Here is a 1254-nt window from a genome sequence, read left to right as displayed (position 1 = left end):
TGCTGCTGGTTGGAGGTCGTTCTCGTAGGCGATCGGAGTTCGCTGGCCGAGGCGGGAGTGCCGGCGGCGGGTGTTGTATCGGGTCAGCCAGCGGAAGGCGGCGAGTCGCGCTTCGTGCTCGTTCGACCAGCCTTTGCGGCCTTTGAGCGTTTCTCTCTTGAAGGCGGCGTTGAAGCTTTCCGCGGCGGCGTTGTCCGCGCTGGACCCGATCGCGCCCATGCTCTGCCGGACCCCTGCTGACCTGCAGATTTCAGCGAAGGCCCTACTCGTATATTGCGAGCCGTGATCGGTATGCATCACCGCTCCGGCCAGGCTCCCGCGGGTCCGTTCGGCTGCTGTCAGGGCGTCGGTGACGAGCTCTGTCCGCATGTGGTCGGCGATCGCCCACCCGGCCAGCCGGCGTGAGGCGAGGTCGATGACGGTCGCGAGGTAGAGCGGCTTCGAGCCGCTGACCGGCAGATACGTGATGTCGCCGACGTACTTGGTGTTCACCTCGGTCGCGGTGAAGTCACGGCCGATCAGATCTGGTGCCTTCGGCGCCGCATGGTCCGCGAGGGTGGTGCGGTGTCGGCGGCGCAAGCGGACTCCCTCGAGCCCGATGGTCCGCATGATCCTGGCGACCCGCTTGTGGTTGACCACCGGGCCGCCTTCGTCACGGAGCTCGGCGGTGATCCTGGGGGCTCCGTAAGTGCCGTCGGATTCCTGGTGCCTTGCGTATCCGGGCTGCGAGCCCGGCCTCGGCGGTCTGCCGGGCCGCTCTTGCGGCCGCGGTGCGGCGCCAGTAGTAGAAGCTCGAGCGGGACAGGCCGAGGATGTCGCAGAGCCGCTTCACGCCGTGACGGCGCTGGTGATCTTCAACGAACTGGCAGCGGTTCACCAGCGCGTCTCCGTCGCGAAATACCGGGCCGCCTTGCGGAGAATGTCGCGCTCTTCCTCCAGCTCGCGGATCCTCTTCCGGGCTGCGGCCAGCTCCGCCTGAACGTCGTCACCGCTGGCCTGCGCGGCGGCTGGCTGCGTCGAGTGGGCGCCGGGCCGGCGCCCGTCGGCGGCCCGGATCCAGTTCCGCAACGTCTCGGTGTTCACCCCGAGATCACCGGCGACCGACTTGATCGTCGCTCCTGGCCTTGACCGGTACAACGCGACCGCGTCCGCCTTGAATTCGGCAGGGTAATGCTTCATCCCCACGGGGACTCCGTTCTCCTGGACCATCAAGATCCAAGTGTCTCCGGTGTCCAAAATCCGGGGTCAAGGCCC

At 67.5% G+C, this 1254-nt stretch carries 1 pseudogene; it reads right to left on the bottom strand.

The features are described from left to right. A pseudogene (locus tag IF09_RS41460) lies at positions 1–1185 on the bottom strand (IS3 family transposase); the annotation flags it as partial. Positions 1186–1254 lie beyond the last annotated feature (69 nt).

This window comes from Streptomyces katrae, from assembly GCF_000717655.1.
Taxonomy (GTDB): domain Bacteria; phylum Actinomycetota; class Actinomycetes; order Streptomycetales; family Streptomycetaceae; genus Streptomyces; species Streptomyces katrae_B.
This window is presented reverse-complemented; position numbering and strand designations above follow the sequence as displayed.